This is a genomic window from Aeromonas sp. S15(2024) (assembly GCF_041402265.1).
In the GTDB taxonomy this organism is placed as follows: domain Bacteria; phylum Pseudomonadota; class Gammaproteobacteria; order Enterobacterales; family Aeromonadaceae; genus Aeromonas; species Aeromonas dhakensis.
The window spans coordinates 419,191-444,056 of record NZ_JBGLQY010000001.1; the positions used below are offsets into that span (position 1 = coordinate 419,191).

Genomic DNA, 24,866 nt, shown 5'->3' on the forward strand with positions numbered 1-24,866 from the left:
GCGCCGCCGATGGAGGGGAGAGGAGGGGAGTGCTACTCTGTCCGCCAGTTTGCATTGGCCGGCTGGCGCAGGCGTTCGCCAGCGCTGACTCTGCCCACGCGTGCCTGATAAAACAAGGAGTTGTCATGCGCATTGCCCTCGTAGGTCTTGGTGATATCGCCCAGAAAGCCTATCTGCCGCTGCTGACCAGTGACGAGCGAGTCACCCCGCTGCTCTGTACCCGCAATTCGACTGTATTGCATAAGCTGGCCCGTCAGTACCGGATTGTCGAGTGCTTCACCGAGCTGGGCGGCTTGCTGGCAAGCCGCCCGGATGCGGTGATGATCCACGCCGCCACCGCGGTGCACCTGGAACTGGCCGCCCAATGCCTGCGCGCCGGCATCCCCACCTTTGTCGACAAGCCGCTCTGCGACACGTTTGCCGGGGTAGAGAGCCTCGCCAATCTTGCCTTGGCGCAGAACTGCCCGCTGTTTGTCGGCTTCAACCGCCGCTATCTGCCTGCCATGAGCGAAGCCCGCGGCCAGCCGCTCACCGAGCTCAACTGGCAAAAGCACCGCCATGCCCTGGCGGGGGCCCCGCGCGCATTTCTGTTCGACGACTTTATCCATGTGCTCGACAGCCTCTGCTACTACGGCGGCACACCTGATGGGGATCTGCATGCGGTGCTGCGGCGCTGTACCCGCCAACCCGAGTTGCTGGCCGGGGTGAGCGTGGCCTGGCAGAGCGGGCAGGTGGCGGTGAGCGGCAGCATGAATCGCAGCGCTGGCATTACCGAGGAGCGTATCGATGCCTATGGCGACAACCTCTCCCTGCATATCGAGAACTGCACCCGGGGCACGATGGCCCGAGACAAGAGCGTGCTGACCCTGGCCCCCGACGACTGGCAGCCGGTGCTTACCCAACGGGGTTTTGTCGCCATGCTGGCCCACTGGTATCAGCAGATTGAGGCGGGGCGGGCCGACGGGGCGCTGATAGAGAGCTACCTATACAGCCACCGGCTGGCAGAGCAACTGGTGGCCCTGGCAGGGGAGTGAGGGTGATCGCCGCGCCGGTTTGCTCGGGCCATGGATGGGGCGGCGGGCGAAAAAATCGCCGGACCACTGTATGAGATGGCGCATCCCTGCGCAGTCGGCAGGGGAGGGCGCCTGCCGGGCGAGCCAAGCGCTGGCTTGTTTGCTATCTTGGCGAGCAGAAACGGCCTTCAGATCAGCAGCGAGTCTATGAGCATTATTTTGGGGATAGATCCGGGTTCACGCATCACCGGTTACGGGGTCATTCGCATCGTGGCGGGCAAGGCGGAGTACCTGGGCTCGGGCTGCATCCGCACCGACCTGGGAGAACTGCCGTCGCGCCTCAAGCAGGTCTATGACGGGGTGAGCGAGATCATCACCCAGTTCAAGCCGGACGAGTTCGCCATCGAGCGGGTCTTTATGGCGCGCAATGCCGATTCGGCTTTGAAGCTGGGTCAGGCTCGCGGCAGCGCCATCGTGGCGGCGGTCAATGCCCTGCTGCCGGTGAGCGAATACTCGGCCACCCAGATCAAGCAGGCGGTGGTGGGCACCGGCGGCGCCGCCAAGGAGCAGGTGCAGCATATGGTGACCCACCTGCTCAAGCTCTCGGCCACCCCCCAAGCGGATGCGGCGGATGCCCTCGGGGTGGCGCTCTGCCACTTCCATACCCGCCAGATCCTGATCAAGATGGCCGGACGCAGCACGGGATCGGTGCGCGGTCGCTACCGCTGAGCCGCGCATGCCGCCGTGATAGCGGCACTATCGGGCAACCGGCCATACACCGGCGGGTTGCTTCCTCTGGCAACAGCGACTGTCGGCAGAAGCCTCAAAAGGGTCACTTTCTGTCGCATCTCTTCTCCACCGAGAAGGGCTGCCTGATCGGTCGCTAACGACAATCCTCTCAGTTAATCAACGGCTTGTGATGCATGTCACGTTTTATGGCCGTGTCCCCCTCCCTTCGCATGCCCGATCCTGACTCCCATAATATGCGCCGGCCGCGTGGTGCGGCCCGGTGAGCCCTGGGCTCCCGCTTCATCCATCATTGGGAGAGTCGAGAAGTGAAACCTTTTGCAGCTGAATTCATGGGCACCTTCTGGCTGGTGCTGGGGGGCTGCGGCAGCGCCGTGCTGGCTGCCGCCTTTCCGAACGTCGGCATCGGCCTGCTCGGCGTGGCGCTGGCCTTCGGCCTGACCGTGCTGACCATGGCTTACGCCATCGGCCATATCTCGGGCTGTCACCTGAACCCGGCCGTGACCATCGGGCTCTGGGCCGGCGGTCGTTTTCCGGCCTCCGGCGTGCTGCCCTACATGGTCGCTCAGGTGCTGGGCGGGATTGCCGCAGCGGCTGTGCTCTATGTGGTTGCCAGCGGTCAGGCCGGTTTTGACCTGGCGGCGGGCTTTGCCTCCAACGGCTATGGCGAGCACTCCCCGGGCGGTTACAGCATGCTGGCGGCACTGGTGTGCGAAGTGGTGATGACAGCTTTCTTCCTGTTCGTCATCATGGGCGCCACCGACAGCCGGGCCCCGGCCGGGTTTGCCCCCATCGCCATCGGCCTGTGCCTGACCCTCATTCACCTCATCAGCATTCCGGTGACCAACACCTCGGTCAACCCGGCGCGCAGCACGGGCGTGGCCTTCTTCGTGGGGGACTGGGCACTGAGCCAGCTGTGGCTGTTCTGGGTCGCTCCCATCGTCGGTGCCATTCTGGGTGCATTGGCCTATCGCGCGATCGAGACCAAAGCCTGATCCGTCAGGGCAACAAAGTGTGGTATCGACACGCCCCCGGGCGTGTTTTTTCGTTTCTGGCGGGTACGAAGACGGGCCGCAAGGGCCCGCAGGGTTGCTTGGTCGCTTGAAAGAGGGGGTGAAACTTACAACCCCTTGGCGCTCAGCATGTCCTTGTAGCGCTGGCGCAGCAGCTGCACCCGCTCCACATAGGCGCGGGTTTCTGCGTAAGGGGGTATGCCCCCATGCTTTTGCACCGCGCCGGCACCGGCGTTGTAGGCCGCGGTGGCCAGTGCCACGTTGCCACCATACTGCTTGAGCAGCCCCGCCAGGTACTTCACCCCGCCGAAGATGTTCTGCTCCGCCAGCATGGCATTGCCCACCCCCAGCTCCCGCGCTGTGGCGGGCATCAGCTGGGTCAGCCCCATGGCCCCCTTGCGGGACACGGCGAGGGGGTTGAAGGCGGACTCGGCGTGGATCAGTGCCCGGATGAGGGCCGGCTCCACCTGATAGGCCTTGGCCGCCGCCTGGATGGTGCTGGCGTAGTCATAGAGAAACAGGCCGGTGGTATGCCAGTTGACCTTGGAGTCGGGGTCGCAGGCGTAGCAGTCGTTGAACAACAGCAGCTCGTAGCGGCCCTGATCCGGCATCACGTCCGAGTAGCGCACCACGCCGTTTTTCTGCACCGACTTGTAGACCTGGATCTGGCGGGTACCGGGCGGCAGCGGGGGGCTGGTCGGCTCGGGCGGTGGCAGCACCCCCGGAGTGGGCATGGTGACGGGGGGCGCCGCGGGGGGCGGTGCCGGCGGCTCGGCAGTGAGGATCACCACCTCGGCCGGGGCAGGTGTCTGGCTCCAGCCGGGTGAGGAGAACAGCGGGATCAATCCCATCAACATCCATGCTTTCAACGGCTTGCTCCTTCAGCCTCGTTAGCCTTGTTGAGTAAAGCATCACGGCGCGGGCAGAACAAGCCCGCCCTGACCGACCCGTGCACCCGACCGAGAAAATAGCGGCGGCAGACCAAATAAAAAGGCCGCCCATTGGCGGCCTCGCACGGCAGTTGCCGGTTTACTCCTGCAGCCAGAGGCGGGCGCTGCGGGCGGGAATGGCGACCCGGACCCACTGGCTCTGCACGTTGACCACGGCGCTCTGGTCGAGCACGTCCCGGTAGTTGCGATACCAGTTCATCTCGAACTTGGCGGTATCGAGCCAGTACTCCTGCTCGTAGTCGCACTTGTTGATGCCGACCAGCCCCTGCTTGCCGCGCTTGAACAGCACGAAACAGTCGCCGCTGCCGACCAGCTGCATGGGTTGGCCTTGCACCGCGTTGTGGAAGCGGATCATCCCCTTGAGGTCGCTGCGCAGGTAATAGTCCTGCCAGCGCAGCCCGTCCTTGGCCTGGGTCTCGCCGTGATCCGAATAGACCAGCGGCGAGCCGCCGTCGCGACCAAGCAGGTAGGCGTAGGCCAGCTTCTCGTCGGTCGGGTTCAGGATCTGGTAGCGAAAGCCGTCGTTGGTGGGAATGTCGTGGGTGATGGCGAAGGTGACCGCCCGGCTGCCCGGCAGGGCCTGGCCGTAGGCACCGGGATCCGCCAGCAGGTTCATGCTGCCACCATAGCCGAGCGCCCCGCGCAGGGAGGCGAACAGCGGGAAGTCATAGGCACCCTGGCCGCTGCTGTCGAGGTAGGGCTTGAGGAAGCGCTCGTAGTCGTTGCTGCCGGCGCCGCCGGTGGTGATCACCTCGCCGAACACGTGCATCCCCTGCTTTATCTCCGGGGTGAACACGGCATTGATCTGGTAATCGCTCATGTGCTTGACCGCATCGACCCGAAAGCCCTTGATCCCCATCCCCTTGAGCGCCTTGAGGTAGGCCTGCTGCTGGCTCACTACCCAGTTGTTGGGGTCGAGATCCGGCAGCCCCTTGTCGCCGGCACCGCCGCACAGCCGCCAGAATTGTACGTTGCCCGGATCGTTCCAGTCGCTGATGCACCCTTCCGGATGGAAGTCCTGGCCGGCCAGGAAGTTCTGACCCAGATCGCCAAACAGCTTCTGCCGCTCGAAGTAGCCGGGGTTGGCGGCATAGCTTTGCAGCAGCTCGCTGCCGGGGTAGTTGAGATCGCTGCGCTTCCAGCTTTCGTTGGCCATGTGGTTGAGCACCACGTCCGCGTAGACGGCGATGCCCCGCGCCTGCATGGCGGCGATCAGCTGCTCGAGATCCTGCTTGTTGCCAAGGGGTGTATCGATGAGGCGCAGATCCTGGGGTTGGTAGCGTGCCCACCACTCGTCGCCCGATGACTTGAGGGGCGGCGAGACGAGCACCTGTTTGTAGCCGGCAGCCTTGATGAGATCGGCCTTGGCGGTGACTTCACTGTATTTCCAGTTGAAGGCGTGCAGTATGACGTCGGCGTGTGCCAAAGGAGCGATCAGCATGCCTGCGATCGCCCAGATTCCCGCTGTGTGTTTCATTATTGTCAGTCCTTTTATTGGGTGCCCTGATGGGCACCCAGAGCCTCACACCAGCCTGGCTGGCCGGCAATCGCCTGACGGTGATTTTGTGAGCACTTTCAAAGCGGACTGTGCGGATCTGTGACGGCTTGCAAAAAACCGCACAGATCTCATCATTACTGATTTTTCAATCACTTAGTAGGTTGTATTGCAACTCAGTCGACCCCGTTGTTGTAGAGCGGTTGCCAGGCACAGTAGCGCTGGCCATTGCGCTGGTTGTAGAGCCAGAAGCGGTTGCAGTTGTCGTCGTAGTTGCTGGTGCCGACGTTGACGGCATAGCTGCTCAGCTTCTGTCCCTGCAGGGACTGGAACACCCCGTTGTAGAGCAGGGAGAAGTGCAGGTGCGGGCCGGTGGAGGAGCCGCCCTCGCACAGGGCCTCGTTGCGGTTGCTGGCATAGGTGCCGATGGGGGTGTCGGCGGCCACGTAGTCACCGCTGCGCACCGAGATCCCGCTCATGTGGTAGTAGTTGGTGGCCCAGCCATTGGGGGCGGTGACTCGCACCTGGCAGCGGGAGAAGACGGTGACTGTGCCGCTGTTGGCGGCGGTGACCGTGTAGGTGGCGCCGCCCCAGCCCGGCCAGTCGTAGGAGACGTCGATGGAGGAGTAGGGGTAGCCGGAGCCGGTATGGGAGTGGGCGCCATTGGCCTTCCAGCTGTAGCCCTGGCGCCAGGGTAGCTGGAACTGACCGCCAGCCAGCGGTGCCGCGGGCGCAGCCGCGCCGCCCCCGGGGGAGGTCATGGCGTCCTGGCCGAACAGGGTCCGCCACTGCTCACCGAGCTGCTGCTGCACTGGCGCGCTCAGCAGGCTGGCGAGGGCGGCCTGGTGCGCGGCTTGCGGCGCCAGGGCGGGGGCGCGGCGCGGGGTGAGCTGCAGCTGGGCGCGGGCCTGGTAGAAGCGCTCGGAGAGCTGGCGCGCCATCAGCTCCAGCTGATTGTCAAAGCCCCTGGCCTTCACCAGCTTGGCGAACGGCGCCGCCATGGCCTGCTCGGAGGGGGCCGAGATGAGCTGGCTGCTCGTCTCCATCAGGGCCAGCAGCAGCTGGGGGTTGAGGCTGGTGATGCCGCTCCAGTGCAGGATCACCTCCTCCTTGGGTAGCAGGTGAGGCGCCTGTTGCAGCAGGAAGTCGTGCAGATCGAACGCCATGGCCGCCTCGCCGAACACGAAGTGGGCCTCATCCAGGGGGAGTGCCGAGGGCTGGCCGGCGGCAAGCTGCTGCGCCGTGAAGTGATAGGGGGCAAGCGGGACATGGATGTCGCCGGCCCAGCTGGCGGCGGGCAGCAGGGCCAGCAGCAACAGGGAGGGGATCGGTCTGGACATGATAGCTCCTTGGCAAAGTGGTGAGGTGTCGGTGTGGGGATGACCCCACGCAGGCAACAACAGCGCGATGCTATGCCAAGGCTTCACCATAGGGCGAAACGGTGAAGTTGCTATTCGAATGGGGCTTTTTGTGCGGGGCGCTGACGAGAATGACTTGTTAATAAATGTTTACATGATCTGTTTGTAGAGCCAAATCAGTGAGTTGCGGGTCATCAAATGGCGAGCTGCCGTAAAGGGTCAGGAGAAGGGACAAACAGTGTCTGCCTCTGGTTTGCCGTGCTAGGATCGCGGTTTGCCGCCGCGCCGGCAGCATGTTAAAAAGTATGCAACTTGGTGTGGTTATTGGCTTTTTTGTTACTAAAAGCCGTGATATCTTCATGCTGGTCGGATCTCTTAGACCAACAACTTCTGTGCGAGGATCTGGCCGGATGGCCAAGGATGAAACGAGTGTGATAGGCAAACGGGCGATGGAACTCACGTTCGAAGAGTACTGCGATGCGGATCTCTCCCTGATCAGGGACTACTACGAAACCACTTTCTCCCACTACGTGCCGGATCTGGCCGAGCGGATCTTCGTGGTACGCGACGCCCACTGGCTGGTGGGGGCCGTGCGCCTGCGCGACGAACAGGATTACTATCACCTGTGCGGCTTTCGCCTGCTGCCCCACTACCAGTCGCTGGGGCTGGGTTCTCGCCTGTTGCAGCACGCCTGCAGCGATCTGCTGGACAAGCCGGTGATCTGCCAGGCCTTGCCGTTCGAAAAACCCTTCTATCTCAAGGCCGGCTTTGCCGACCTGCCCCTGCACGAGCTGGAGGGGCCGCTCTTCTCCCTTTATGACCAGCAGCGCGAACAGGGTTACCAGATCGAGCTGCTGGTGCGCCAGGCCAAGGCCCCGGTCTACAACTAAATCGTCACTGGGGCTTGGTCAGCAGGTGGATCTTGCCCGGTGACAGCTCCAGCCCCAGCAGATTCTCCTTCAGCCAGGCCTGATTCGGATCCTTGGCATCGAGCCGGTAGACCGGCTGGGTCTCCAGCCGCTTCTCCATGCTCTGCAGCAGCATGCCGAGCATGAAGCCGAACTTCTGCTGCGCCGCCTCCGGCTCCAGCTTGTATTCAATCAACTTCATGTTGTCGAGGAACAGGGCGCTCTGCGCCTTGTCGTAACGCGGCCTCGCCTCGTAGGCCATGTTCAGCCGGGCGTCGTATTCGGTGTTGTCCGGCAGGGCGATCTTGAGCTTGCCCTTGCCGTAGACCCGGGCGGTGTCCGGGCTCTGACGTCCGATCTGCACGTCGCTCTGCTCGAGCTGCACATGGGCCTTGATGATGCCGGGCAGCTCCAGCTGTTTGTTCACTTGCACCTGGGATTGCAGGTACTGGTTTATCTGTTGCTCATTGATGTCATATGAGCCTTGACCTAGCATGGCCAGACTGAGCAGCATAGATGACAGGATCATGCTAACGACCTGATTGAATGGGTGTGTCTTACAGCATACCATCCTGCTTTCGTGGGATCTGCCCACCGCTTTCACCCCTGTGTAAAAGGAGTTCTCGTGATCAACGGTCTGGAGCACGACATCCAACTGCTGTTTTCCCAGTTCCTGGGCTGGTTGCTGCTGCTGTTTCACACCGTGATCGTGGCGGGGGTCTCATTGCGGGTGGTGATGAAGCGACGCCCCATCGGGGTCTCGCTGGCCTGGCTCGCCCTCATCTATGCCATCCCGTTTGCCGGGGTCGGCTTCTACGTGCTGTTTGGCGAAATTCGCCTCGGCCGCCGGCGAGCCGAGCGGGCCCAGACCATGTACCGCCCTTACGCCATCTGGATCCGCCAGCTGGCCCGGCTCTTCCCCCAGCACTGCTGCGAGGTGGGGGAGAAGGCCCAGCCGTTGCATGATCTGATCCAGGGCAGACTGGCCATGCCCATGCTCTCCGGCAACCGGATGACGTTGCTCAGCAAGCCGGAAGCCATCCTGCGCGAGATAGTGCGCGACATCCGCCAATCTTCCCAGTCCTGCTACCTGGAGTTCTACATCTGGCACCCGGGCGGCGACACCGACGAGGTGTGTGAAGCCTTGATGGAAGTGGCGGCGCGCGGCGTGGATTGTCGCTTGCTGCTCGATTCCATGGGCAGCAAGACCTTCTTCCGCTCGCCCTGGCCTAAGAAGCTGCGCAAGGCGGGGGTCAAGCTGGTGGAGGTGCTGCCGGTCGGGGCCTGGCGCATCCCGTTCCAGCGCCAGGATTTGCGTATGCACCGCAAGCTGGTGGTGATCGATGACAGGGTCGGTTACACCGGCTCCATGAACATGGTGGATCCCCGCTTCTTCAAGCAGAACGCCGGGGTCGGCCAGTGGGTCGACATCATGATCCGGGTACAGGGCCCCATGGTGCCGCTGATGTGGTCCATCTTCGTCTGGGACTGGGAGATGGAGACCGGCGAGCGGCTGCTCGACAGCCTGCAGCACGAGCCGGAGGCCTGGCCCCAGAGCAACTACCGGGCCCAGCTCATCCCGTCCGGCCCCTTCGTCGGCGGCGACTGCATCCAGCAGAGCCTGCTGCTGGCCATCTACCAGGCCCGCCACCATCTGGTGCTGACCACCCCCTACTTCGTGCCGGACGATCCGCTGGCGGCGGCGCTCTCCTCGGCGGCGGCCCGCGGCGTGCAGGTGCAGCTGGTGCTGCCGGCGCGCAACGACTCCATCATGGCCAATTACGCCTGCAATGCCTTCATGGAAGAGCTGCTGGAGGCGGGGGTGGAGATCTACCGCTACGACGCCGGCCTGCTGCACACCAAGAGCGTGCTGGTGGATGACGACTTCGCCCTGGTGGGGACGGTCAACCTGGATCGGCGCAGCCTCTGGCTCAACTTCGAGGTGACCCTGCTCATCGACAACCCGGTGTTCGTCGCCGAGATGACCCAGCTGGTGCAGGGCTACATGGTAGAGGCGACGCCCATGTCGCTGGCCAAGTGGCGGGCACGCCCCTGGTACAAGAAGGCAATGGAGAACATGTTCTATCTGTTCAGCCCCTTGTTGTGACATCACTTAATTGTGGTCGGCGCCGAATTGCGCTTGCCTCCCCCCGAACTTGCCCCGTAGAGTGCGGCAATCACTCCCTGGAGAACGGAATAAAGATGAAGAAGCGAGTATCGCTGGCCGTCACGGCGGCCTTGGTGGTGGGTGGGCTGGGTGCCTGCTGGTACACGGGCAACGCGTTCGACCGCATCATGGCCGAGCAGATCGCCAAGGTGAAGCAGGAGAGCGGCATCGAGTTGAGCTGGCAGCCGGGTTCGAGCAACCTATTCACTCGCGATGGCGTACTGAAGATGGTGATCACCCCGCAGACCCTGGCCAGCCTGGATGGTCAGCTGGAGGGGAGCGAGCCGGTCGAGGTGCAGTTCATCGTCGACAGCCGCATCCTGCCGCTCTATATCAAGAGCAACATGCTGCTCGACACCAGGCAAGGTTCGCTGGCGCCCGTGTTCAGTGCCTTCAAAATGGAGCAGTGGCAGTTTGGCATCGAGTCGGTCAGCAGCCTGTGGACCTCCAGCAACAGCAGCCGCTTCTGGGCCAACGAGTTCAAGGTCAAGCAGGGGCTCGACGAGTTCAGCTTCCTGCCGATGAAGGGTGACTATCACGGCGATCTGGAAGGCAATGGCCACCTCACCTTCCACTGGCAGGGGATGACCCTGCACGAAGAGCAGAACAAGATGGACATGGTGCTGGCCGAGCTCAAAGGCAGCGCCGACATGGCCGAGATCCGCGGCATCTGGCTCTCTCCCCGCAGCGACATGACCCTCTCCGCGCTGTCGGTACAGCTGCCGGACAACGTCAAGTTCTCCCTGCAGGGGCTGACCTCCGAGACCCAGCTGGCTGGGGATGATGCCCAGACCCTCTCCAGCAGCTACCAGATGAAGGTGGATACCCTCAATCTGGAGAACGAGGCCGACAACCTGGCGCTGACCCAGAGCAAGCTGGCCCTCAATCTGAAGGGGCTGGATCTGGAAGGCTATCAGGCGCTGCAGGCCTCCAGCGGCCAGGGCGTGGAAGAGGAAGCGATCCAGCAGGCGCTGGACAAGATGCTCAAGCGTGGCGCCACGCTGGAGCTGGTGGACTTGAGCTCCCATCTCAACGGCGAACCGGTGGCCATGAAGGGAGATATCAAGCTGGCGAGCACCTCGCTCGAGCAGCTGTTCAACAGCGAAGAGGGGATGCACGCCCTCTCCGGCCTGCTGCACGCCAACCTGAGCGGCAAGCTGGGCAAGGCGGTGCCGCAACTGGCACCCATGCTGGACCAGTTCGCGGCCATGGGGTATCTCAAGGCGGACAAGGATCAGCTGACGGCCGAGATCAAGCTCGACAAGGGCGCCATGACCATCAACGATCTGCCGCTCTGATTGACGTCGCGTCAGTGCACATGGAACAAAGGCTCCCGCGGGAGCCTTTGTTGTTTTCAGTGGCCGGAATTACTTGAACACCACCGTCTTGTTGCCGTAGACGAACACCCGCTCGTTCAGCACCAGCTCGAGCGCCCGGCTCAGCACGGACTTCTCCACGTCGCGGCCGGCCTTGGCCATGTCGTCGGCACTGAAGGTGTGATCGACGTGGATCACGTCCTGCTCGACGATGGGGCCCTCATCCAGATCGTCGGTGACGAAGTGGGCGGTGGCACCGATCAGCTTGACCCCGCGATCGAAGGCCTGACGATAGGGGCGGGCACCGATGAAGGCAGGCAGGAAGGAGTGGTGGATGTTGATGATCTTGCGCGGATAGGCCTCGACGAAACTCGGGGTCAGCACCCGCATGTACTTGGCCAGCACCACGTAGTCTGGCTGGTAGCCGTCGATGATGGCGCGCACCTGCTCTTCATGCTCGGTGCGGCTCAGATCCTCGTGACTGACGGTGTGGAACGGAATGTCGAACTTGCCGGTCAGCTCGGCGAGGGTGTCGTAGTTGCCGATCACCGCCACTATGTCCATGTCCAGCGCACCGGCGTAGTTCTTCATCAGGATGTCGCCGAGGCAGTGGGTCTCCTTGGTCACCAGGATGACGATGCGCTTCTTGCCGGCCTTGACCAGGCGGCGCTGGGCACCGGTGGGCAGGGCATCATCGAGGTCGGCCAGCAGGGTCTCGTCGTTGAAGCGCCCTTCCAGCTCGGTGCGCATGAAGAAGCGGCCGTTTTCGTGATCCACGAACTCGTCGTTCTTGTTGATGTTGAGCTGGTGCTTGTAGCAGATGTTGGTGATCTTGGCGATGAGGCCCTTGGCGTCCGGGCAGTCCGTCAGCAGTATTTTCTTTTCCATCTCTGTCATGATTCCGTTGGTGTTGTTGGCGCCTGAGTCTGCGCAGGCCGCGCGTTTTTTCTGGCACTATGCCACAAACAAAATCAGAAAGGACAGCGCGCCGTGCATCCGGGCGATCCGTGCCCAGGAGCAGGCATGCTATTCATCCTTGATGGGTTTTATGCTGGTATCCGGCGCCGTTTTTCTTTAGGCTGTCTGCGCTTATTCTCAGGGCGGGGTGAAATTCCCCACCGGCGGTATCCCGATATGACTCGGGGAGCCCGCGAGCGCCCGACCCGGTTTTCAGCCGGGACGGGGTCAGCAGATCCGGTGAGATGCCGGAGCCGACGGTCACAGTCCGGATGAAAGAGGATAAGACAGACTATTGCAGGCAAGCCCCCCGCGGGCCGGCCGCTGCATGCCTATCTCTGTCTGCCTTTCCATGCCCTGATTCTGGTCCTTGTCTTGTTTAGGAGTCTTACCATGAATCAGTCTCTTCTCAGTGAATTTGGTGATCCCATTGCCCGTGTCGAAGCGGCGCTGGCAGCCCTGCGTGCCGGTCGCGGCGTGCTGGTGGCCGACGATGAAGATCGGGAGAACGAAGGGGATCTCATCTTCGCCGCCGAATCCATGACCAATGAACAGATGGCCATGATGATCCGCGAGTGCTCCGGCATCGTCTGCCTCTGCCTGACCGACGAGCGGGTACGCCAGCTCGAACTGCCGATGATGGTGGAGGCCAACTCCAGCCACTATCAGACCGCCTTCACCGTGACCATCGAAGCGGCGCAGGGGGTGACCACCGGCGTCTCGGCGGCCGATCGCATCACCACCATCCGGGCTGCCATCGCCGACGGTGCCAGACCCTCCGACCTGCACCGCCCGGGCCACGTCTTCCCGCTGCGGGCCCGCACTGGCGGGGTGTTGACCCGCCGCGGCCACACCGAAGCCACGGTCGATCTGATGCAGCTCGCCGGGCTCAAACCATTCGGTGTGTTGTGCGAATTGACCAAGGAAGATGGCTCCATGGCCCGCTTGCCGGATCTGGTGGCATTTGGCCGCCGCCATGATATGCCGGTGCTGACCATCGAGGATCTGGTGCAGTATCGTCAGTTGCTGTCAGAACGTTCAGCCTGAGCCTCATACGAAATTGTAATAAGCACAAAATTTGGTTACGCTTTGTGCGAACCTCATCCAGTGATCCTTATTTTTGACTGAACTTTGCACAAAAAGTGTACGTTTAAAAAAAAATGAGGGTTTTAATGCATTTATCTGTGATGGGGCCTATCCAAACTATGATTTTTTTGTGCCATAATCACGCCGCTTGCTAAACGTCTGGCGAGTTAAAGGGAGCTTTTAAAATGAAAAAAATGTTGTTGGTAGGTGTTGTTGGTCTGTCCGCTCTGCTGGGCGGTTGTGCAAACACCAGCGAACTGGAAACTTCCGTTCAGAATCTGTCTAACAAAGTTGACCAACTGGCTCAAGATGTTAGCGCTGTTCGTGCTGATCAGTCCAAGATCGCTGCTGATGTTGCAGAAGCCAAGCAAGAAGCTATGCGTGCTAACCAGCGCATCGACAACATGGCTACTTCCTACAAGAAGTAATCCATGCGAAAAAAATGGCGCAGTTATGCGCCATTTTTTTTTGCCTGAAATTCATCAAATTCCCGCATTTTCCTCGCTGATCCTCTCCTGACAAGGCAATGCCGATTGCTCGGCATCACCCCGTTGTTCATCTTCGTTTCAAGTCAGTAGAGCAGGCTGTAGAGCTTGCGACGGTAACCCTGTGCCGCCGGGTTGGATCCCATGGTGGTCAGGATGTCGAGATAGGTCTTCTTGGCATCACCGAAGGCGAGATCCCGCTTGAGGATGGTGAACAGCAGCGCCAGCGCCTCTTCCTGGCGGCCGGCCTGGCTGTATTGCACCGCCAGCTCCTGGGCCAGGGCAAAGTTGTCAGGCTCCTGCTGATGACGGGCTTCCAGCGCCCGCAGTTCCGGGCTGTCCGCGGCCTGTTGGGCCAACGCCAGACGGGAGACAAGCGTCTGATAGTGGTCATCCTGGGCGATCATCGGGATCTTGCCGAGCAGCTCCTGTGCCTCATCCAGCAGATTGAGATCGAGTGCCGCCTGGGTCAACCACAGACTGATGTCGTGGCGATCCGGCGCCAGCTGATGAGCCTTGCCGAAGTGGCCATAGGCCACGCTCGTCTGGCCGTCCGCCAGTGCCTGTTGCCCCTGTTCGAGCAGCAGCTCCTCCTCCTTGGGGGCGAAGGCGGCGAAATAGCCGCGCAGGGTGGCCTCGTCCTGCGGGCCTTCCAGAATGGCCTGCTCGTCAGGGCGGCCCTGATGGAACAGCACCAGCGCCGGCAGGGCGCGCAGACCGAGCTGACCGGCCAGCGGTTGCAGCTGCGGATCGTTCATGTCGACCTTGGCCAGGGTCACCTGGGGATTGGCCGGGCCGACCAGCACCTCCACCTGCGGGGTCATGGCCTGACACTCCGGCATCTGGGGGGCGTGGAAATAGATGACGATCGGCTTTTTCATGGAAGCATCGATCAGGGCGGCTTGGAAATTCTGGGGATTGATGTCGACGATCATGAGGCTGACTCTTGGAAAATGGTGTGAGTTAACATGGGGTTGAATGGGCTGGAATTCAAGTTGCCATCAAGCAGCCAGCCATTGACGGTCAGGGTTGGTGCGGCCAGGCTGAGCCAGCCCTGGCCGATAGGCCAATCCTGCACCCGGTAATCCTGTTTATCGAGCTGGTTGTCGAGCCGCCACGCTTCCTCTGGCACGAAGCGCACCTTGTCGAGGCCGGCGGCGATGCCGGCGCCGTGGGCCTTCAGCACCGCCTCCTTGCGCGACCAGAGCCGATAGAAGGCCGACTCTTGCTCCGCTTCGGGCAGGGCGAGCAGCCACTCATATTCACTGCGTGCATAAAAGCGGCGCGCCAGTGGCAGAGTCTGGCGGCGGCGCTGACCCATCTCGATATCGACCCCGAGCGGGCCGGCGGCGCAGAGGGCGATCACCAGCCAATCCCCGCTGTGACTGAGGTTGAACTGCCAGCGCCCGTCGCCCAGCACAGGTTTGCCGTGCGGGGTGCTGGCAAATTGCAGTGCATCGGGGTTGCACTGCAGGCGCTCGGCCAGCAGCCGTCGCAGCAGCCCGCGGCTGAGCAGGTACTCCTGGCGGCGCAACGGCTGGCCAATCGCCTGCCATGCCTGCCGTTCGGCGGGGGAGAGCAGGGTTTGCAGCAGAGTCAGCTGCTCGGCGTCGACCTTTGCCGGTTTTAACAAATAGAGATCCACAGAGATCATAATTTTTCACTTTAAAAGAGCGGCGAAACAGCGATAAAAGTCAGTTTAATCCGGTCAGGACGGCCTCTTTCGAGATTGTATATTGTTTGGCCACGATCACATTAATCAGGAAAAATAATGCATTTCCTTGCAGAAATGTGAGGTCGATAGGGATTTTCGCTTGCCTCGATAGAATTCTTGGATATAGTCGGGTGCTGTTGCCTTATAAATTGCCCGTTCGGGCCGTATTTTAACAAGTTTTACTATTTTGCGGGGATAAAGGATTGCGCCACCTGATGCTACTGCTGGTCGCGCTCGGAATGGTGGGTTGTGCCTCGGCACCCCAGCCCGAGGTCGCGAGCAAGATTGAAGTTTCCATGATGGAACCCGTAATTGAACCGGAAGCTTCGCAAACCCCAGATGTAAACGAAATCCTGACTGTATACAAAGAGTGGCGCGGCGTTCCTTACCGCATGGGAGGCAGCAGCCAGCGCGGCATCGATTGTTCCGCCTTTGCCCGTGAAGTATTCCGCAACGCCGTCGGTATCGAACTTCCCCGTGATACCCGCTCCCAGGTCCATGAAGGCACCCGAGTCTCCAAGCAGGATCTGGTCGAAGGTGACCTGGTCTTCTTCAAAATCAATCGCCGCCTCAACCACGTCGGCATCTATGTGGGCAATGGTGAGTTCATTCACGCCTCCACCCGGGCCGGGGTAACCCGTTCCAAGCTCGACAGCTCTTACTGGCGCAGCAAGTTCTGGCAGGCACGCCGGATCGACATCTGAGTCAGGCTGGACAAACGGCTCGCAGTACGGACTGTTTTTCCAACCTCACTTGAACCGGGCTCCCGCAGCCCGGTTTTTTATGGCTGCGATTTAGACTTTCGGGAGCCGAATCACTATAGTGTGGGCCCGTTTTTTCCCCGGCAGGCCCAGCATGAAGACCCGTTCAGACCATAAATCCGGATTGCACCCGCGCAATCGCCACCAGGCTCCCTACGACTTTGCCGCGCTCTGTCTGCGCACTCCCGAGCTGCAGCCCTTCGTCTTCGTCAATCCCTACGGCGCCAGCACCATCGACTTTGCCGACCCCGCCGCCGTCAAGGCGCTGAACAAGGCCCTGCTGGCGCTGCATTACGGCATCCAACACTGGGATCTGCCCGCCGGCTACCTCTGTCCACCCATTCCCGGGCGGGTGGACTATCTGCACAGAGTGGCTGACTTGCTGGCCGAGAGTGCGGGCAAGGTGCCGACCGGCAAGGGCGTGCGGGTGCTGGATATCGGGGTGGGGGCGAACTGCATCTACCCCCTGCTGGGTGCCCGCGAATATGGCTGGCGCTTCATCGGCTCCGACATCGACCCTGTGTCGGTCAAGGCTGCCTCTCTGCTGGCGAACAACAACGGGTTGGGCAGCCAGATCGAGTGCCGTCTGCAGAGCAGGGCCGGCGACATCTTTCAGGGCATAGTGGCGCCGCGCGAGCGTTTTGCGCTGACCCTCTGCAACCCTCCCTTTCACGCATCGCTGGCGGAGGCGAGCAAGGGGACTGAGCGCAAGCTGCGCAATCTGGGCAAGGAGGTCAAGGACAAGCCGGTGCTCAACTTCGGCGGCCAGAAGGCCGAGCTCTGGTGCGAAGGGGGAGAGGCTGCCTTTCTGGCCGCGATGATCAACCAGAGCCGGGCCTTTGCCGAGCAGTGCCTCTGGTTCAGCTCGTTGGTATCGAAAAAGGAGAATCTGCCGGCGGCGAAGAAGGCGCTGACCCGGGTCGGTGCTCGTCAGGTGCGGGTGCTCGAGATGGCGCAGGGCAACAAGGTGAGCCGGGTGCTGGCCTGGACCTTCTTCGATGAGGCAGGGTGCCGCGAGTGGTGGTCTGCAGCGCGCTGATCTCTACACAGGCTCGTGACGGGCCTTTTTCATCTCAATGCCAACATGATCGGATAAAAAACAGGCAATCGTTTTCTTCGTTGGTTCATCATGCTGTTATGTAGCTATCCTGTAGTGATTTTTGCCTTGGTACAGCTGTACGCCGAGATTTTTTTGCACTTTCAGCTGTAACTTTAATAAAATAGGACTGGTTAGACCTCTTTACAGGCTTTGAATCGAATAGGGATCGGTACATGAAAGTTGTCGATTTTCTGAAGCGCAAGCGCGAAATTCTGGCGCAGCACCCCTTTGAGCTCAAGGATTGGCTCTCCCCGGCTATCCGCGACTACTGGCGTGAGTTTCAGCAAAAGGCACACCTCCACCCTCTGCTGGGGCGAGTGCTGGATTTGCAGAGCGACAGCCAGTCCATGCTGCAGCAGCAGGGCGCGGCGCAGGCCGTCAACGGCCAGCCCGTGCCACCGCAAGAGTCGATCATCGAACTCGACGGTGAGGCGGCTACCCTGTTTGCCACCTTGCAGGCGCGTATCGGTGAAGAAACCCACGTGGGCGAATGGCTGCATGTCAGCCAGCAGATGATCGATCAGTTTGCCGCCGTGACCGGGGATCATCAGTGGATCCACACCAACCCCGAGCGTGCCGCGGCCGAATCGCCGTTCAAGACCACCATCGCCCACGGCTTCCTGACCTTGGCCCTGTTGCCGCAGCTGACCGGCTCGGTGGACGAGGCCAATCCGGAGTTTCCGACCGCCCGCATGGTGGTGAACTTCGGTCTGGATCAGGTTCGTTTCCCGTACCCCATCAAGGTGGACAGCAACATCCGCGCGCGCACCAAGCTGGCTCGGGTTACCCCCATCAAGGGCGGGTTGGAGCTGCTCAAGGAGATCAAGGTGGAGATCGAGGGTGTACGTCGCCCCGGCTGTGTCATCGAATCTGTCACCCGACTCTACTTCTGATGGGGTGACGGTTGTCACTCCGTGGCCCGAATCGTATAGAAAAAAACAGGCTCACCTCGGTGAGCCTGTTTTGTTTATGGCATTTGTTGTACTTACCTATGTCGCAGCCACTTGCGTATCCATGGCTTGTCTTGAGGACTAGAAGCTTGCCCCCAAGCTTATCAGATGACGCCACTCTTTGCCTGATAAGGGTGTCTGAACACCTTGATAGTCCAATCTCGAGTCTTCCCAGTCGAGCTCGCTCGACCAGGAGAGGCGCAGGTGATCGTTGAAGTAGTAGCGCATCCCCAGGCTGCCTTTTACGGCCTGTTCCCGGGTGATGTAGGGCGACGGCTGGTCCAGATAGCGCTTGTAGCTGCCCTTGCTGAACAGCTCCAGTTGCTCCGACCAGAGCGCAACGGGTTGACGATAGTCCCAGCCAAGGCCCATCAGGGGATAGCTGATGATCCTGTCGTTGAAAATATCGGGGATGATGAAGTTGTCCCAATAACCTGGCCGGAAGTAGGAACGCTCCAGTCCCGCTTGGCTGATCAGCTCCAGTCGTCGCCGCTTGTCGTTCCAGAACCGGTAACCCGGGCCGGTCACATACCCCACATCCATGTATTCGGGGTCCAGCATCTGGTATTCAAAGTCGATGGCTGATCGTAAAAACCAGCGCTGGTCGAAGAAGAAGTCCAGCATGGGCTTGAGCCGGTACTCATGGCTGTTGGTGACGTTGTTGGCGGTCTCGTAGATGTACTCCCCGTCCAGCGTATAACGCCAGTCGAGGTTGGCCACCTCGGTGGATGCCTTCAGGTTGACGTTGTTGGTCTGCTTGTCGCTGTGCTTGAGCTTGACGTTCAGATCGCCGCTGCCGCTCCACAGCCAAGCCTTCTTATCATCCGGCGTCAGGGCGAGCAGGGTAATGCCGCTCTTGACGGTCGGTTTCGGCTTGTCCTGCTTCTCGATGCGCCAGCGCTTGACCGCCTCGCGCTTGACCGTGACGGGCTCACTGTAAGGGAGCGCGATGCGCACCTCCTCGTCACCTATCTCTTCTATGGTGCCGGTCAGCCGGTCACCGTTGTCCATCCAGAGGATGTCGGCCAGAGCCGCCGGGCTCAGCAGCAGGGCAAACAGACAAAAAACGCGGTAGCTCATGAAGATCCTCGTGAACATGGTTGGCTATCAGCCGCTGACGGGACGGGGGATGCCGTTCTTGCTGTTGAGCGCGCTGGCGGCCTTGTCACCGTCGACTTCCGGCCTGGCGATGAAGGCCTGCGCCTCGGCGGAGAGGATCAGCGGGGCGCCCTGCTCCAGCTCCAGTTCGGTGCGGGAGAGGGGAGAGTGAACCTCCAGCCAGTGGTGGCCATCCGGCTCGATGGCGGTCTTGACCGGCTGGTTGATCACCCGCACCTGAGTGCCAACGGGGACAATCTTGAACAGGGCCTCGATGTCGTCAGGGCGCAGTCGAATGCAGCCGGCACTGACCCGCAGGCCAACGCCGAAATCCTTGTTGGTGCCGTGAATGAGATAGTCCCGCTTGCCATAGCCAAGGCGCATGGCGAACTTGCCGAGGGGGTTGTCTGGGCCGGGCGGCACGACCGCCGGCAGGGTGATCCCTTTTTGTTCCAGCCAGGATTTACGCACCATGGGGCCAGGCACCCAGGTCGGATTGGGGTTCTTGGCAATGATGGTAGTGGTCATTTCGGGGGTCTCCCGCCCTATGTCACCGATGCCGATGGGCAGCACCATCACCTCGTTCTTGCCCTTGGGGAAATAGTAGAGGCGCAGCTCCGGCAGATTGATCACTATGCCTTCGCGGGGCACGTCCGGCAGCAGCATCTGGGTCGGCAGGGTCAGCCGGGTGCCCGGCTTGGGCAAATAGGGGTCGACTCCCGGATTGGCTTCCAGCAGCGCCAAAAAACCAATCTGGGTGTGCTTGCCGATGAGCTCGAGATGTTCATCTGGCTGGACAATGTAGTCCTCCAGCTCGCCGATCAGGCGGCTGCCTGCCGGGGGCAGCGGATAGGTGGTAGCCAGGGCCGGAGCCGTCAGCAGGCTGGCGGTCAGTGCCAGCAATGAGAGGGTTCGTGCGATGAACATGTACTTCCTGTCTGATTGGATGGGGGCCGCGCCGCGACCTCTTGAGTAAAAGGGGGAAATTGTCAGTCAAATGCGCGCCGATTGCCAGCCTGGCCGACAAGTGCTGCAGCCGGGTCCCTGCACGACAATCCGTCATGTTGACCCTGTCTTGCCTGTTTTTAATGCAAAGCCAAGCCATCTGCAATGAGCAGAGGAACGCTGACGGGAGAGGGGGTGGCGGTTCAGCGCCATCGAATGCACGGGACACAATGTTGAGGGCTGATCGCCCTGTATTGGGTACCAGTACCGGGAACGACAGGCTCGGACGCCTGCTTGCCAGACATGCACTCACTTGCTGGTTTTGTGTGCAGTCGTTTGATCTTTAAAGAGATTCAAGTTGATTTCCAGAGGCGGCTACGGTAACAATGAAGCCCCGTGGAGAGATGCCGGAGTGGCCGAACGGGATTGACTCGAAATCAATTGTGGCAGCAATGCCACCCAGGGTTCGAATCCCTGTCTCTCCGCCATCTTCAAGGCCCAACCTGTCTGACAGGTTGGGCTTTTTCATTTTGTGATTTTTATAGTACGCAATTAGAAGGTGCTCCCGAACCCCGCCCCTGGTTCATAGACTGTTGCCTCCCTGCACCTCTGTCCGCCTCCATTGCGTCCATGTTGGCAATGGAGGAAGCCGTCAGACCGATGCTGAGACAGAGTCCCAGCAGGGCCAGCGTTGCTGGCATCCTGACATTGGGATAGTGAAAGTCCACCTAGGTCAGATAGCAGAGTGCGGCCGCAGAGATTGCCAGCGATGAGCTGGCGACGGTGCGCAGGCTACAGAGGTTGAAGAGGTAACCCGCGCTCGGGCCGCCCACGGCGGCTGCGGCCATGATGGGGATGATGAACATGCCGGCTTGTAGTGGCGTGTTGCCCAGCACATATTGCAGCGCCTGCGCCAGGGTCAGCTCGACCCCCGCCAGTGCGCCGAGGATAAGCAGCGGCGCCTGGCCCAATCCCCAGCTACCCGACGTCGTCCGTTCGATTGGCGGCAATAGGATGAATACCAGCGGCGCGACCAACAGCATGACCGGGACATAGATCAAAAAGGTCGATCCCCGTCAGTAGTGGGCCAGCCGCACTCCGCCGATCAACGGCCCGAGGACCGCCCCGCAACCCTAACTGTTTCCCACTGGCCCAGCGCAATGGCACGCTCATTTTCCTCTTGGAAGGTGCGGCTAATGGTGCCAAACACACACGGCATGATCATCGCGTCCACCAGGGCCAGCAGCCCCTGTGCATTGGTGAGCATGGCTGGCGTCGGCGCAAAGGCGGCCAGCAGGGAAGCCATCCCGAAGATGACAAGCCTGGTTGGTGAGCAACACACGCCGGTTGCCGATACGATCCGCCAGAGTGCCCATGGCCACCAGCAGTCCCGGCATCAGCAGCGGATAGATATCGATGATCCACAGTACCTCGGTAGCGGATGCACCGAGGACCTGGGTCAGCGAAGGTACGGCAATGTGCAATATGGTCATGTCGATGACTACCGGCAAGAAGGCCAGGAGTACCAGCCAGCGGCGTTGAGTGTCAGAAAACATGGCGTGGCTCCTCCGTAATGGTGGGTGAATGAGGACTGACAACGCAGACCTCAACCAGGGCTGTCTGGCGGCCCTCGTTCAGGCCGTACAACAGGCTCAGGGGACAGAACCCGGCCATTACTGCTCTCCCCATTGCTTAGCACGCCGGGCCCGCCAGACTTGCAGGCGCTCCTGCGCCCCGATGATGAAGACAAAGAAGACCGGCACAAAGAAGATGGCCAGCAGGGTGCCGCTGATCATGCCGCCGAACACGCCGGTGCCGATGGCATGCTGGGTCTCCGCGCTGGCGCCGCTGGCGAGCATCAGCGGCACCACGCCGAGGGTGAAGGCGAGCGACGTCATCAGGATGGGGCGCAGACGCAGGCGTGCGGCGGTCACCGCAGCGTCAAGCAGCGTGCGCCCTTCGCCGTGCAACTGGCGGGCAAACTCCACGATGAGGATGGCGTTCTTGGCCGACAGACCGATGATGGTGATCATGCCCACCTTGAAGAAGACGTCGTTGGGCATGCCGCGCAGCATCACCGCCGCCACGGCGCCGAGCAGGCCCAGGGGGACCACCAGCATCACCGAGAGCGGAATGGACCAGCTCTCGTAGAGCGCGGCCAGCACCAGGAAGACCACCAGCGCCGACAGCAGCATCAGCATGGGGGCCTGGGCCGCCGACTGGCGCTCCTGCAGCGATTGGCCCGTCCAGGCCAGGGCAAATCCCGGCGGCATCTGTGCCATCAGTCGCTCCATCTGTGCCATGGCGGCGCCGCTGGAAACCCCGGGGGCGGCGCTCCCGGAGAGACGCACGGCGGGGAAGCCCTCGAAGCGCATCATCTGTTGCGGCGACTGGCGCCAGGTCGGCGTCACCACCTCCCGCAGGGGCACCATGCCGCCGCTGGCATTGCGCACCCGCAGACCGAGCACGTCATCAAGCTGCATGCGCGCCTTGGCATCGGCCTGCAGGATGACCTGTTGCATGTGCCCGCCGTTAGGGAAGTCGTTGATGTAGAGCGACCCCATCGCCGCCGACAGGGTGCTGCTCACGCTGGTGAACGAAAGTCCCATGGCCTCGGCCTTCTGCCGGTTGATCTCGAGGTGAATGCTCTCGCCGGGGGGCAGGCTGTCCGGATAGACATCGCTCACCAGCTCGCTTTGGGCGGCCAGTGCCAGCAGTTGCGCCTGGGCGGCCAGCAGCGCGGCTTCCCCCTGGTTGGCCCTGTCTTGCAGGAATAGCGTGAAACCCGAAGAGGTGCCCAGTTCGTCGATGGCGGGCGGCAGCAGGCTCATCACTGTGCCTTCCTTGCTATTGGCCATGGCGGCCTGTGCCAGCTCTGCCTCTTCGGCAGCCGTGGCACCATGACGCTGGTCCCAGTCTTTGAGCATGGTGAAGGCCATGGCCGCATTGGGGCCGGCGCCGGAGAAGCTGAAGCCCTGTACCACCAGGTTGGTGTCCAGCGCCTCGCGAGAGGCCACATGGGCTTCGAACTCCTTGATGACCGCCAGGGTGCGCTCGCTGGTGGCACCGGTCGGCAACTGGATGGAGGTCATGAAGTAGCCCTGATCCTCGTCCGGCAGGAAAGAGGAGGGCAGCTGGGCGGCGGCGATGGCCAGCACGGCGCAGAGGGCGATGAAGGCCGCCATCATGCGTCCGCTGCGCCCGACCAGCCGGGTGACCCGAACGCCGTAGCTCGCGGTGAGTCGCTCTACGCCCCGGTTGAAGGCACCGAAGAAGCCGCGCTTCTCATGATGACTCGGGCTGACCGGGCGCAGCAAGGTGGCGCAGAGCGCCGGCGTCAGGGTCAGGGCGAGGAAGGCGGAAATCAGGATCGAGACCGCCATCGACAGGGTGAACTGCTGGTAGATGACCCCCACGGAGCCGCTGCCGAACGCCATGGGGATGAACACCGCCGTGAGCACCAGGGTGATGCCGATCACCGCCCCGGTGATCTCCTTCATGGCCCGCGATGTCGCCTCCCTGGGCGAGAGCCCCTGGGTGGCCATCAGGCGCTCGACGTTCTCCACCACCACGATGGCGTCGTCGACGATGATGCCGATGGCCAGCACCATGCCGAACATGGTCAGGGAGTTGATGGAAAAGCCGGCGAGCAGCATCACCGCGAAGGTGCCAAGCAGCGCTATGGGGGCGACGATGGCCGGGATCAGGGTGTAGCGCAGGTTCTGCAGGAAGAGGAACATCACCAGGAACACCAGCACCATGGCTTCCAGCAGGGTGTGGATCACCTTGTCGATGGAGACCTTGACGAAGGGGGCCGAGTCGAACGGGATGGAGTAGGCCATGCCCGCCGGCAGTGTGGGGGCGAGCTGGGCAAGGCGTGTGCGCACCGCATCGGCGGTGCGCACGGCGTTGGCACCCGGGGAGAGCTGGATGGCGGCGCTGGTGGCGGCCACCCCGTTCTCGCGGTTGGCAAAGGCGTAGGATTGCGCCCCCAGCTCGACCCGGGCGACATCACCCAGCACCAGCTTGGCGCCATCAGTACCGGCTCGCAGCACGATGGCGGCGAACGCCTCTGGGGTCGTCAGCTGCCCTTGAACCGTAAGGGGTACCGTCACACGCTGCCCCGGCAGGGCGGGTTCATCGCCGAGGCGTCCCGGTGCAATCTGCACGTTTTGCTGCTCGATGGCCTGCGCCACCTCGCTGATGGTCAGCCCGTAGGCGGCGAGCTTGCCCGGATCCACCCAGATGCGCATGGCCTGCTCGGCGCCGAACAACTGCACCCGTCCCACTCCCTCGATGCGGCGCAGCTCCTGGACGATATTGCGCGCCATGTAGTCGTTCAGTGCTATTTCATCGAAGCGGCCATCTGGCGAGGTCATGCCGACCATCATCAGAAAGCCGGACGAGGCGGACTCCACCTGCAGGCCGGTTTGCCGCACCGCCTGTGGCAGCCGGGGTTCGACTGCCTTGATGCGGTTTTGCACGTCCATCTGGGCCAGCTCGGGGTCGGTGCCCGGCTTGAAGGTGGCGGTGATCTGCGCGCTGCCCGAGGCGTCCACCGACGACTCGAAGTAGAGCAGGTTCTTGACCCCCGACAGCTCGCGCTCGATAAGGCTCACCACCGCATCGTTCAGGGTCTGTGGCGTGGCGCCCGGATAGGTGGCATAGAGGGTCACCGACACCGGCGCCACCGAGGGATAGCGGGAGATGGGCAACTTGGGAATGGCGATGACCCCCGCCAGCACGATGAAGAGGGCGATCACCCAGGCAAACACCGGGCGATGAATAAAAAACTGCGGCATGA

23 protein-coding genes, 1 tRNA gene and 1 riboswitch are annotated in these 24,866 nt (G+C 61.8%); of the genes, 12 read left to right on the forward strand and 12 right to left on the reverse strand.

Translation table 11 applies throughout. The features are described from left to right. The first annotated feature begins 125 nt into the window (after positions 1-125). The 3 genes from ACB033_RS01950 (at position 126) to aqpZ (ending at position 2,755) form a co-directional block, all read left to right on the forward strand. Entirely contained in the window at positions 126-1,034 is a 909-nt protein-coding gene (locus tag ACB033_RS01950; protein WP_139723778.1) for a Gfo/Idh/MocA family protein, read from the forward strand. Between the two features lie 186 nt (positions 1,035-1,220). After that, positions 1,221-1,742: a crossover junction endodeoxyribonuclease RuvC gene (ruvC, locus tag ACB033_RS01955; protein ID WP_005298649.1), complete on the forward strand. Its 522-nt coding sequence runs from the start codon at positions 1,221-1,223 to the stop codon at positions 1,740-1,742. 326 nt (positions 1,743-2,068) lie between these two features. Continuing rightward, positions 2,069-2,755 carry an aquaporin Z gene (gene aqpZ / locus ACB033_RS01960; RefSeq protein ID WP_139723780.1) on the forward strand — a complete coding sequence of 229 codons (687 nt, stop codon included), beginning with the start codon at positions 2,069-2,071 and terminating at the stop codon, positions 2,753-2,755. Between the two features lie 125 nt (positions 2,756-2,880). On the opposite strand, the gene ACB033_RS01965 is transcribed toward aqpZ, so the two are convergent. The 3 genes from ACB033_RS01965 to ACB033_RS01975 form a co-directional block, all read right to left on the reverse strand. After that, positions 2,881-3,630 carry a lytic transglycosylase domain-containing protein gene (locus tag ACB033_RS01965; protein WP_162519779.1) on the reverse strand — a complete coding sequence of 250 codons (750 nt, stop codon included), beginning with the start codon at positions 3,628-3,630 and terminating at the stop codon, positions 2,881-2,883. Between the two features lie 172 nt (positions 3,631-3,802). After that, positions 3,803-5,200 (reverse strand): alpha-amylase family protein, encoded by a 1,398-nt coding sequence (locus tag ACB033_RS01970; RefSeq protein ID WP_162519776.1) that lies wholly within the window; start codon positions 5,198-5,200, stop codon positions 3,803-3,805. A gap of 194 nt (positions 5,201-5,394) precedes the next feature. After that, entirely contained in the window at positions 5,395-6,558 is a 1,164-nt protein-coding gene (locus ACB033_RS01975; protein WP_139723785.1) for a M23 family metallopeptidase, read from the reverse strand. Between the two features lie 428 nt (positions 6,559-6,986). Here ACB033_RS01975 and ACB033_RS01980 point away from each other — a divergent pair, with 428 nt between their 5' ends. Next, complete coding sequence (locus ACB033_RS01980) at positions 6,987-7,466, forward strand: GNAT family N-acetyltransferase (protein ID WP_010634686.1); 480 nt, start codon at positions 6,987-6,989, stop codon at positions 7,464-7,466. Positions 7,467-7,470: 4 nt separating this feature from the next. On the opposite strand, the gene ACB033_RS01985 is transcribed toward ACB033_RS01980, so the two are convergent. After that, positions 7,471-8,013: a DUF1439 domain-containing protein gene (locus ACB033_RS01985; protein ID WP_005298658.1), complete on the reverse strand. Its 543-nt coding sequence runs from the start codon at positions 8,011-8,013 to the stop codon at positions 7,471-7,473. Positions 8,014-8,109: 96 nt separating this feature from the next. Between ACB033_RS01985 and cls the strand changes: the two genes are divergently transcribed. Continuing rightward, a complete protein-coding gene (cls, locus tag ACB033_RS01990) occupies positions 8,110-9,591 on the forward strand; it encodes a cardiolipin synthase (protein WP_099358613.1) in 1,482 nt (493 codons plus the stop codon). Between the two features lie 95 nt (positions 9,592-9,686). Further along, a complete protein-coding gene (locus ACB033_RS01995; protein ID WP_139723786.1) occupies positions 9,687-10,949 on the forward strand; it encodes a DUF945 family protein in 1,263 nt (420 codons plus the stop codon). Positions 10,950-11,018: 69 nt separating this feature from the next. Here the strand turns inward: ACB033_RS01995 and purU are convergent, their stop codons facing one another. Then, positions 11,019-11,855, reverse strand: a complete 837-nt coding sequence (gene purU / locus ACB033_RS02000) for a formyltetrahydrofolate deformylase (RefSeq protein ID WP_017780649.1) — start codon at positions 11,853-11,855, stop codon at positions 11,019-11,021. A gap of 199 nt (positions 11,856-12,054) precedes the next feature. Continuing rightward, positions 12,055-12,212, forward strand: a riboswitch (FMN riboswitch). Between the two features lie 105 nt (positions 12,213-12,317). Here purU and ribB point away from each other — a divergent pair. Beyond that, positions 12,318-12,971, forward strand: coding sequence for a 3,4-dihydroxy-2-butanone-4-phosphate synthase (gene ribB, locus ACB033_RS02005; RefSeq protein WP_005298666.1), 654 nt, complete (start codon positions 12,318-12,320; stop codon positions 12,969-12,971). Between the two features lie 224 nt (positions 12,972-13,195). After that, complete coding sequence (locus ACB033_RS02010) at positions 13,196-13,438, forward strand: Lpp/OprI family alanine-zipper lipoprotein (RefSeq protein WP_010634682.1); 243 nt, start codon at positions 13,196-13,198, stop codon at positions 13,436-13,438. Positions 13,439-13,581: 143 nt separating this feature from the next. Here ACB033_RS02010 and ACB033_RS02015 read toward each other — a convergent pair whose 3' ends face one another. Together ACB033_RS02015 and ACB033_RS02020 are read right to left on the reverse strand one after the other, a co-directional pair. Beyond that, positions 13,582-14,430 carry a tetratricopeptide repeat protein gene (locus ACB033_RS02015; protein WP_139723788.1) on the reverse strand — a complete coding sequence of 283 codons (849 nt, stop codon included), beginning with the start codon at positions 14,428-14,430 and terminating at the stop codon, positions 13,582-13,584. Next, complete coding sequence (locus ACB033_RS02020) at positions 14,427-15,149, reverse strand: 4'-phosphopantetheinyl transferase superfamily protein (protein WP_126882293.1); 723 nt, start codon at positions 15,147-15,149, stop codon at positions 14,427-14,429. The genes ACB033_RS02015 and ACB033_RS02020 overlap by 4 nt, the downstream gene beginning before the upstream one ends. A gap of 275 nt (positions 15,150-15,424) precedes the next feature. Between ACB033_RS02020 and ACB033_RS02025 the strand changes: the two genes are divergently transcribed. The 3 genes from ACB033_RS02025 (at position 15,425) to ACB033_RS02035 (ending at position 17,962) form a co-directional block, all read left to right on the forward strand. Next, complete coding sequence (locus ACB033_RS02025) at positions 15,425-15,913, forward strand: C40 family peptidase (protein WP_005298673.1); 489 nt, start codon at positions 15,425-15,427, stop codon at positions 15,911-15,913. 151 nt (positions 15,914-16,064) lie between these two features. Continuing rightward, positions 16,065-17,009, forward strand: a complete 945-nt coding sequence (gene rlmF, locus ACB033_RS02030; RefSeq protein WP_371140300.1) for a 23S rRNA (adenine(1618)-N(6))-methyltransferase RlmF — start codon at positions 16,065-16,067, stop codon at positions 17,007-17,009. Between the two features lie 233 nt (positions 17,010-17,242). Further along, positions 17,243-17,962 carry a MaoC family dehydratase gene (locus ACB033_RS02035; RefSeq protein ID WP_017783374.1) on the forward strand — a complete coding sequence of 240 codons (720 nt, stop codon included), beginning with the start codon at positions 17,243-17,245 and terminating at the stop codon, positions 17,960-17,962. A 138-nt stretch (positions 17,963-18,100) separates the two neighbouring features. Here the strand turns inward: ACB033_RS02035 and ACB033_RS02040 are convergent, their stop codons facing one another. Both ACB033_RS02040 and ACB033_RS02045 read right to left on the reverse strand, forming a co-directional pair. Further along, positions 18,101-19,099: a DUF481 domain-containing protein gene (locus tag ACB033_RS02040; RefSeq protein ID WP_042050485.1), complete on the reverse strand. Its 999-nt coding sequence runs from the start codon at positions 19,097-19,099 to the stop codon at positions 18,101-18,103. 27 nt (positions 19,100-19,126) lie between these two features. After that, positions 19,127-20,044 carry a L,D-transpeptidase family protein gene (locus tag ACB033_RS02045; protein ID WP_017788507.1) on the reverse strand — a complete coding sequence of 306 codons (918 nt, stop codon included), beginning with the start codon at positions 20,042-20,044 and terminating at the stop codon, positions 19,127-19,129. A gap of 416 nt (positions 20,045-20,460) precedes the next feature. Between ACB033_RS02045 and ACB033_RS02050 the strand changes: the two genes are divergently transcribed. Next, positions 20,461-20,550 (forward strand) — tRNA-Ser (locus ACB033_RS02050). Between the two features lie 240 nt (positions 20,551-20,790). Here ACB033_RS02050 and ACB033_RS02055 read toward each other — a convergent pair. The 3 genes from ACB033_RS02055 to ACB033_RS02065 all read right to left on the reverse strand — a co-directional run bounded on the left by ACB033_RS02055 (position 20,791) and on the right by ACB033_RS02065 (position 24,864). Then, complete coding sequence (locus ACB033_RS02055) at positions 20,791-21,105, reverse strand: hypothetical protein (protein WP_193557950.1); 315 nt, start codon at positions 21,103-21,105, stop codon at positions 20,791-20,793. Positions 21,106-21,255: 150 nt separating this feature from the next. Beyond that, entirely contained in the window at positions 21,256-21,618 is a 363-nt protein-coding gene (locus ACB033_RS02060; RefSeq protein ID WP_193557951.1) for a hypothetical protein, read from the reverse strand. Between the two features lie 117 nt (positions 21,619-21,735). After that, the gene (locus ACB033_RS02065; RefSeq protein WP_371140301.1) at positions 21,736-24,864 is read right to left on the reverse strand and encodes a multidrug efflux RND transporter permease subunit; all 3,129 of its coding nucleotides are present in this window, start codon (positions 24,862-24,864) and stop codon (positions 21,736-21,738) included. Positions 24,865-24,866: the final 2 nt, after the last annotated feature.